The organism is Streptomyces sp. DH12 (assembly GCF_020873895.1).
Classification (GTDB): domain Bacteria; phylum Actinomycetota; class Actinomycetes; order Streptomycetales; family Streptomycetaceae; genus Streptomyces.
Genome location: NZ_JAHWGT010000013.1, coordinates 180,647 through 188,596 on the forward strand (window position 1 = coordinate 180,647; position 7,950 = coordinate 188,596).

The window sequence follows — 7,950 nt, forward strand, 5'->3', positions numbered from 1 at the left end:
TCAGGCCGCGTAGGGGCGGGTGGTGCGGGCGGCGCGCAGGGTGCCGGCCCACCAGCTGAGCTGGTCGAGCATCTTGCGCGCGGCGGCGTCGGGGCCCGCGGGGTCGCGCAGGGCGCCGTCCGGGCCGAACAGGCCGCCCGCGTTGTGAAGGGAGACGGTGTCGCGGACGGTGACCGCGTGCAGTTCGGCGAAGACCTGGCGCAGGTGCTCGACGGCGCGCAGGCCGCCGGAGACGCCGCCGTAGGAGACGAAGCCGAGGGGCTTGGCCTGCCACTCGTCGAAGTGCCAGTCGACCAGGGCCTTCAGGGACGCCGGGTAGGAGTGGTTGTACTCGGGGGTGAGCACGACGAAGGCGTCGGCGGCGGCGAGCCGGGGGCCGACCTCGGCGAGCGCGTCGCGCACGGCGGGGGCGGGGTCGGCGGAGAGGGAGGTCGGCAGGTCCGCCTCGGCCACGTCGACGACGTCGACGGTGAAGTCGGGGTGCCGGCGGGCGTGGGCGAGGAACCAGTCGGCGACGACGGGCGCGAAGCGGCCCTCGCGGTTGCTGCCGAGGAGGACGGCGAGGTTCAGGGGCGCGGTGTCAGGTGTGGTGGTCTGCATGCGGACGAGCCTCACACCTCAACCAAACTTCAGGTCAAGCGCCGCCGGCGTCACCCGTTCGCAATGCCTCCCCCGCCCCCTCCGCGACCGCCAGCGCACCCGGCTGACCTGCGTCGACGCCCTGGGCGACCCCCGGCGCGGCCCTCCGCCTGACGACACATCAGCAGGCGCGGGCGCCCGCCGCGGACTTACCTCGGAGACAGGACGCCCGACCGAAGCGCTGCCCGGAGGACCCCCATGCGCACCACTGCCCGCTCGTTGACCGGTACCGCGTTGGCGGCCGTCTGCCTCGGCGCCCTGGCCGCCCCGGCGGCGTACGCCGGCGACTTCGAGAGGCTGGAGGTGTCCCCGTCCGTGGCGAACCCGGGCACGACCGTCACCGTCAGCACCCGGGCGTGCGGGGACGGCCACGGCATCGGCGACGCGCAGGCGCTCGGCGCGGCCGAGTTCAAGCTGCGGCCCGAGGGCCCCAAGGGGCTGGCGACGGGCCGGTTCCGGGTCCCCGAGCACACCAAGCCGGGCACGTACGGCATCGGGGTGGCCTGCGACAACGGCAAGACCGCCACGGGCGACCTGGTCGTCAAGCAGGGCGGCGGGGCGAGTCACCACCCGACGCACCAGCCAACGCACCAGCCCACGCACGAGGGCCCGCACGGCCACGTCAAGACCGGTGTCGGCGGCAGCGTCGGCCCGGACGCGACCCGCATCGCCACGGGCGTCGCCGTCCTGGCCGGCACGGCCGTGGCCGGCGCGTGGCTGCTGCGCCGCCGGGCGAGCGGCGGCCACGGCGGCTGACCGGCGAAGACCCCCTCCCCCGCGGGCGGCCGCCCGTCCCCCACCCGGCGGCCGCCCGCCCCCCTCTCGGGGCGTCCCGCCGCTCGGCGGGGCACCCCCTCGCACTCCCCGCCCCCGCCGCGCGGCCCCGAGACCGCGGCGGGGGCGGGGGGACCCTCCCGGACCGGCGGGCGGACCCGCCCCCCGCGGAGGCGGCCGACCCCTGGAGGCACCCCCAGCGGAGGACCCATGAGCAGCCCCACCGAGACCCCGGCCCGCTCCAGGGGCTGGGGCATAGCCATCGCGGCGTGCGTCGGACTGTGGCTGGTGCAGAGCGGCTCGGGCGACGTCCGCCCGCCGGTCCCCTCGGCCGCCGAGGCGTTCGCCGCCGGGCCCGGCTGGCACACGACCGCGGCCGCCGACCCGCTGCCGCCCGCGGCCCCCGTCCGCGTCCGCGTCCCCCGCATACGCGTCGACGCCCCCGTCATGGGCCTGGGCCTGGCCCGCGACGGCAGCCTCGACGTGCCGCCGGCCGGCGACCGCAACCTCGCGGGCTGGTACCGGGACGGCGTCCGGCCCGGCGCCCGGGGCACGGCCGTCATGGCCGGTCACGTCGACAACGCCGAGGGCCCCGCCGTCTTCTACGCCCTGGGCGCCCTGCGCAAGGGCGACCGCGTCGAGGTGGCCCGCGCCGACGGCCGCACGGCCGTGTTCACCGTCGACGCCGTCGAGGTGTACGACAACGACGCCTTCCCCGACGAGAAGGTCTACGGCCACTCCGACCGCGCCGAGCTGCGCCTGATCACCTGCGGCGGCGGCTTCTCCCCGAAGACCGGCTACCAGGGCAACGTCGTCGCGTACGCCCACCTCATCGGCGACCGCTGACCGCTCGCGCGCCCGCCCCGCCCCGCCGCCCGGACGCGGCGCCGCTCACGCCCACTGGTCGAACGCCAACTTGGCGACCAGGGAGAACACCACCACCAGCAGCACCCCGCGGACGAAGCCGGCCCCCTTGCGCAGCGCCATCCGCGCGCCGAGCATGGCCCCCGCGAGGTTGAACACCGCCATCAGCGCCGCCAGCCGCCACAGCACGTTCCCCTGGTAGGCGAACATCGCCAGCGCGCCGGCGTTGGTGCAGACGTTGACGACCTTCGCCGTGGCCGACGCCGTGACGAGGTCGAGGTGGAGCACCGCGGTGAGGGCCAGCACCAGGAACGTGCCGGTGCCCGGCCCGAACAGCCCGTCGTAGAAGCCGATGCCGCCGCCCACGAGGACGACCGCGGCGACGACCCGGGCCCGCCGCACCGGCCCCTCGGGCGCGGGGCCCGTACCGAAGGACGGCCGCAGCAGGACGAACGCCGCGACGCCCAGCAGCACCACGAGGATCACCGGGCGCAGGACCTCGCTGCTCAGACCCGCGGCGAAGAAGGCCCCGCCCGTCGACCCGGCGAGCGCGGCCAGCCCGATCCGCACGGCGAGCCCGACCCGTACCGGGGCACGCCGGACGTAGGTCACCGCGGCGCCGGTCGTCCCGACGATGGCGACCGCCTTGTTGGTGCCGAGGCACTGGGCGGCGGGCACGTGCGGCGCGCCCAGCAGCAGCGCGGGCAGGAGCAGCAGCCCGCCGCCGCCGACCACGGCGTCGATCCAGCCCGCCAGCAGCGCGGCCAGGCAGAGGAGGACGAGGACGGTCAGGGAGATGTCCGGCATGAGCATGACCCTATGCGGGCCCCCACGCCCCCCGGCGCCCGCCTCCGCACCACATCGGGCGCGGGCGCCGCACCGGGACGCCGCCCTGACGGGCCACGCGGGTCCCGCGCCCCGACCGCGCTGCGCCGCCCGCCCCCGTACCCGCCGCACGCACCACGCGGGGCCCACCGCGCACCGCCGGACGCCCGCCCGCGCCGCGCCCGGCACCCGGACCGCGCGGACCCCGCCCCCCGACCGCGGACTCCCCCCCCCGGCCGCGCGGGAGTCCGCGACCGGCCGCGTCGGCCCCGTCCCACGCCCCGTCGGACAGACCGCCCCCGACCGGGCGGACGCCGCCCCTCGGCCGCGCGGGGGTGCGCGTCCCGGCGGCGCGGGCTCCGCCTCCGCACCACGCGGCCAGACCGCCACCGGCCACGCGGGCACCCCGCCCCGCACCCCTGCCGGACGCCACGCCCCCGTCACCCGCCCGACGGCGTCCCGCGCCCCCAGCGCCCGGGCGCCGCCGCCCGGCCCCGGGCGCCCCCGCCCGCTCCCCTGCCGGACGCCGCACCCGCGCCACCCGCCACCCGCCACCCGCCGGACGGCGTCCCGCGCCCCCACCGCCCAGGCGCCGCCGCCCGGCCGCGCGGGCGCCACCGCCCCACACCCCGTGCCGCTCCCCCGCCGCCTGCCACCCGCCGCCTGCCGCGCTAGCCCCCTCACCACGGGCCGCCGGCGCCGCTGAGGGCGGCTTTCCCCGCGCGAAACAATCGGGATGCCGCCGGGTAACACCCCCGACGGACGCTGCTGGGCATGAGTTCACGGATCGTGGTGGTCGGCGGCGGTACGGCGGGAGCCCGCCTCGCCGAACGGCTGCCCGTCACCCTGCTCGGCGAGGAGCCGCACGCCCCGTACAACCGGGTGCTGCTCGCGGACGTCCTGGCCGGCCGGTACGGGCCCGAGGTGACCGCCCTGCCGGGGCCGGCGGGCGAGCCGGCGCGGCGCGGGGTGCGGGTGACCGGCATCGACCGGGCCGCCCGGGTCGTGCGCTGCGCGGACGGCAGCACGGTCGCCTACGACCGGCTGGTCCTGGCGACCGGCTCCAACCCGGTGCTGCCGCCGCTGCGCGGCCTGGGCGACGGCCGGCTGCCGGCCGGCGTCCACGCCTTCCGGACCCTCGACGACTGCCTGGCGCTGGACGCGCTGGTACGGCCGGGGGTCCGCGCGGTGGTGATCGGCGGCGGCCTGCTGGGCGTCTCGGCGGCCCGCGCGCTGGCCGCCAGGGGCGCCGAGGTGGTGCTGGCCCAGCAGGGCGAGCACCTCATGGAGCGCCAGCTCGACCCGGAGGCGGCGGAGTTGCTCCGCCGCCACCTGGTGTCGCTGGGCGTGGAGGTCCACACCGAGTGCCGCGTGCGCGGGCTGAAGGTGGCGTCCGGGGCGGTGGCCGCCGTCGAACTCGCCGACGGGTTCGTGCTGGACGCCGACGTCGTCGTGCTGGCCTGCGGGGTGCGGCCGCGCACCGGCCTCGCCGTGGCGGCGGGCCTGGACGTGCGGCGCGGGATCGTCGTCGACGACCGGCTGCGCACCTCCGACCCGTACGTCCACGCCGTCGGCGACTGCGCCGAGCACGACGGCCGGCTCTACGGCCTGGCCGGCGCCGCCCTGGAGCAGGCCGACGTCCTCGCCGACGTGCTCGCCGGCGGCGCCGCCGCCTACCGCGGCACCCGCGCCCTGACCCGGCTCAGCATGGACGCGCTCGAACTGGCGGCGTTCGGCGAGGCGGTCCCCCGGCCCGGGGACGACACCGTACGGCTGGCCGACGCGACCCGCAGCGCCTACCGGAAGGTCGTCGTCCGCGGCGACCGGCTCGTCGGCGGCGTACTCGTCGGCGACCTGGGCCCGGTCGGCACGCTCGCCCGGGCGTGGGAGGGCGACGAAGCCCTCCCGGACGCGCCCCTGCTCCACCTGCTCACCCATGACGGAGGCTCCTGACATGCCGAACACGCCCGGGGCTGCGAACCCGCCCGCGCACGTGCCCACCATCGTCCTCGTCGGCCACGGCATGGTCGGCCAGCGCTTCCTGGAGGCGCTCGCCGAGCGCGGCGCGACCGAGCGGGCGCGCGTGGTCGTGCTCTGCGAGGAGCCCCGCCCCGCGTACGACCGGGTCCAGCTGACCTCGTACTTCGCGGGCCGCACCCCCGACGACCTGTCGATGGTGCCGCCGGGGTTCATGGCGGAGCACGGCATCGAGCTGCACACCGGCGACCCGGCCGTCTCCGTCGACCGGGAGGCCCGCACGGTCACCGCCCGGTCCGGGATGACGGTCGCGTACGACACGCTCGTGCTGGCCACCGGCTCCTACCCGTTCGTGCCGCCGGTCCCGAACAAGGACGCCACCGGCTGCTTCGTCTACCGCACGATCGAGGACCTGCTCGCCATCGAGGAGTACGCGAGGACGGCCCGCTCCGGCGCGGTCGTCGGCGGCGGGCTGCTCGGTTTGGAGGCGGCCGGCGCGCTCAAGGGCCTCGGCCTGGACACCCGCGTCGTGGAGTTCGCGCCCCGGCTGATGCCGGTGCAGGTGGACGAGGGCGGCGGGGCGGCGCTGCTGCGCACCATCGAGGGCATGGGCCTGACCGTCCACACCGGCGTGGGCACGCAGGAGGTCGTCGTCGGCGGCGACGGCGCCGTCACCGGGATGCGGCTGTCCGACGGCTCCGAGGTCGCCACCGACCTGGTGGTGTTCTCGGCGGGCGTCCGCCCCCGCGACCAGCTGGCCCGGGACTGCGGCCTGGCGGTCGGCGAGCGCGGCGGCATCGCCGTCGACGAGCGGTGCCGCACCTCCGACCCGGCGGTGTACGCGATCGGCGAGTGCGCCCTGGCGGCGGACGGCCGGGTGTACGGACTGGTCGCGCCCGGCTACGAGATGGCGCTGACGGCCGCCGACGCGATCGTGGCGCGGGAGTCGGCGTTCACCGGCGCGGACCTGTCGACCAAGCTGAAGCTGCTGGGCGTGGACGTGGCCTCGTTCGGCGACGCGCACGGCACGGCGGACGGCTGCCTGGACGTCGTCTACTCCGACTCGCGCTCCGGTGTCTACAAGAAGCTGGTGGTCTCGCCCGACGGCGTGCTGCTGGGCGGCGTCCTCGTCGGCGACGCGGACGCGTACGGCATGCTGCGCCCGCTGACGGGCTCGGTGCCGCCGGTCTCCCCCGAGCAGCTGGTCCTGCCGGCGGGCGCGGGGGCGCCCGTCGCCCTGGGCCCGGAGTCGCTGCCGGACGACGCGGTGATCTGCTCCTGCCACAACGTCACCAAGGGCGCGATCTGCGAGCACACCACGCTGCCCGAGGTGAAGAAGTGCACCAAGGCCGGGACCGGCTGCGGCAGCTGTGTGAAGGTGCTCCAGCAGCTCCTGCCGAAGACGGGCGACGGCGGCCTGTGCGGCTGCTTCGCCAGGACGCGCCAGGAGTTGTACGAGATCGTGCAGGTCCTGCGGATCACGTCGTATGCCGAACTCCTCGACCGCTACGGGCGCGAGGAGGCCCGCGGCGGCGAGGGGTGCGAGGTCTGCAAGCCGACCGTCGCCTCGATCCTGGCGTCGCTGTCGCACGGGTACGTCCTCGACGGCGAGCAGGCGGCGCTCCAGGACACCAACGACCACTTCCTCGCCAACATGCAGCGCAACGGCTCGTACTCGATCGTGCCGCGCATCCCGGGCGGCGAGATCACCCCGGAGAAGCTGATCGTCATCGGCGAGGTGGCGCGTGACTTCGGGCTCTACACGAAGATCACCGGCGGGCAGCGCATCGACCTGTTCGGGGCGCGCGTCGAGCAGCTGCCGGCGATCTGGGCGCGCCTGGTGGAGGCGGGCTTCGAGTCGGGGCACGCCTACGGCAAGGCCCTGCGGACGGTGAAGTCCTGCGTGGGGCAGACCTGGTGCCGGTACGGCGTGCAGGACTCGGTGCGGATGGCGATCGACCTGGAGCTGCGCTACCGGGGCCTGCGGGCGCCGCACAAGCTGAAGTCGGCGGTCTCCGGCTGCCAGCGCGAGTGCGCGGAGGCGCAGTCGAAGGACTTCGGTGTGATCGCCACGGCGAACGGCTGGAACCTCTACGTCGGCGGCAACGGCGGCGCGTCCCCGCGCCACGCGGACCTGCTGGCCAAGGACCTGTCGGACGCGGAGCTGATCCGGCTGATCGACCGGTTCCTCATGTACTACGTCCGCACCGCCGAGCGGCTGGAGCGCACCGCGCCGTGGGTGGAGCGGGTGGGGCTGGACCGCGTGCGGGAGGTCGTGGTCGAGGACTCGCTCGGCATCGGGGAGGAGCTTGACGCGCTGATGGCCCGGCACGTGGACGCCTACCGCGACGAGTGGTCCGAGACGCTGCGCGACCCGGAGCGGCTGGCCCGGTTCGTCTCCTTCGTCAACGCGCCCGAGGCCCCGGACCCGTCGGTGCGGTTCGTGCCGGAGCGGGGCCAGATCAAGCCCGACCTGACCGTCCTGACCCTGGAAGGGGTGTCCGCCCGATGAAGCTGGAACTCTCCCACGCCGACGACTGGCTGCCGATCTGCGACACCGCCGCGCTGACGCCGGGGCGCGGCATGGCGGCCCTGCTGCCGGACGGCCGGCAGGCGGCGCTCTTCCGGGACCGCGCGGGCCGGCTGTACGCGATCGACAACCGGGACCCGTTCACCGGCGCGCAGGTGCTGTCGCGGGGCCTGGTCGGCTCGGCGGAGGGCCGGACGTTCGTGGCGTCTCCGCTGCTCAAGCAGCGCTTCGACCTGGAGACGGGCCGCTGCCTGGACGACGACGCGGTGGCGGTGGCCGTGTACCCGGTGCGGACCGCCTGAGGCGCCCGCGCGGCCGGCCGGCCGCGCGTGCCACCCGGG

Annotated in this window: 7 protein-coding genes; 5 read left to right on the forward strand and 2 right to left on the reverse strand. The window is 76.8% G+C overall.

Features of this window, described 5'->3' with window-relative positions:
- Window positions 1–600, reverse strand: a complete 600-nt coding sequence (locus LPA54_RS14710) for an NADPH-dependent FMN reductase (protein WP_228977614.1) — start codon at window positions 598–600, stop codon at window positions 1–3.
- Window positions 601–837: 237 nt separating this feature from the next.
- On the opposite strand from LPA54_RS14710, the gene LPA54_RS14715 reads away from it, so the two are divergent.
- Window positions 838–1,395: a hypothetical protein gene (locus tag LPA54_RS14715; RefSeq protein WP_228977617.1), complete on the forward strand. Its 558-nt coding sequence runs from the start codon at window positions 838–840 to the stop codon at window positions 1,393–1,395.
- A 228-nt stretch (window positions 1,396–1,623) separates the two neighbouring features.
- A complete protein-coding gene (locus tag LPA54_RS14720) occupies window positions 1,624–2,259 on the forward strand; it encodes a class F sortase (RefSeq protein ID WP_228977620.1) in 636 nt (211 codons plus the stop codon).
- 45 nt (window positions 2,260–2,304) lie between these two features.
- Here the strand turns inward: LPA54_RS14720 and LPA54_RS14725 are convergent, their stop codons facing one another.
- On the reverse strand, window positions 2,305–3,084 hold the full coding sequence (locus LPA54_RS14725) for a TSUP family transporter (RefSeq protein ID WP_228977622.1): 780 nt from the start codon (window positions 3,082–3,084) through the stop codon (window positions 2,305–2,307).
- A 792-nt stretch (window positions 3,085–3,876) separates the two neighbouring features.
- Between LPA54_RS14725 and LPA54_RS14735 the strand changes: the two genes are divergently transcribed.
- The 3 genes from LPA54_RS14735 to nirD are packed head-to-tail and all read left to right on the forward strand — an operon-like array spanning window position 3,877 to window position 7,911.
- Entirely contained in the window at window positions 3,877–5,055 is a 1,179-nt protein-coding gene (locus LPA54_RS14735) for an NAD(P)/FAD-dependent oxidoreductase (RefSeq protein WP_228977624.1), read from the forward strand.
- Window position 5,056: 1 nt separating this feature from the next.
- Window positions 5,057–7,591 carry a nitrite reductase large subunit NirB gene (nirB, locus tag LPA54_RS14740; RefSeq protein WP_228977625.1) on the forward strand — a complete coding sequence of 845 codons (2,535 nt, stop codon included), beginning with the start codon at window positions 5,057–5,059 and terminating at the stop codon, window positions 7,589–7,591.
- Window positions 7,588–7,911 (forward strand): nitrite reductase small subunit NirD, encoded by a 324-nt coding sequence (nirD, locus tag LPA54_RS14745; protein WP_228977626.1) that lies wholly within the window; start codon window positions 7,588–7,590, stop codon window positions 7,909–7,911. Before nirB ends, nirD begins: the two co-directional genes overlap by 4 nt.
- Window positions 7,912–7,950 lie beyond the last annotated feature (39 nt).

Bases quoted from the DNA above. Each gene is read 5' to 3' on its own strand.
- LPA54_RS14710 (WP_228977614.1), bottom strand. From the start codon at position 600: ATGCAGACCACCACACCTGACACCGCGCCCCTGAACCTCGCCGTCCTC.
- LPA54_RS14715 (WP_228977617.1), top strand. From the start codon at position 838: ATGCGCACCACTGCCCGCTCGTTGACCGGTACCGCGTTGGCGGCCGTC.
- LPA54_RS14720 (WP_228977620.1), top strand. From the start codon at position 1,624: ATGAGCAGCCCCACCGAGACCCCGGCCCGCTCCAGGGGCTGGGGCATA.
- LPA54_RS14725 (WP_228977622.1), bottom strand. From the start codon at position 3,084: ATGCCGGACATCTCCCTGACCGTCCTCGTCCTCCTCTGCCTGGCCGCG.
- LPA54_RS14735 (WP_228977624.1), top strand. From the start codon at position 3,877: ATGAGTTCACGGATCGTGGTGGTCGGCGGCGGTACGGCGGGAGCCCGC.
- nirB (WP_228977625.1), top strand. From the start codon at position 5,057: ATGCCGAACACGCCCGGGGCTGCGAACCCGCCCGCGCACGTGCCCACC.
- nirD (WP_228977626.1), top strand. From the start codon at position 7,588: ATGAAGCTGGAACTCTCCCACGCCGACGACTGGCTGCCGATCTGCGAC.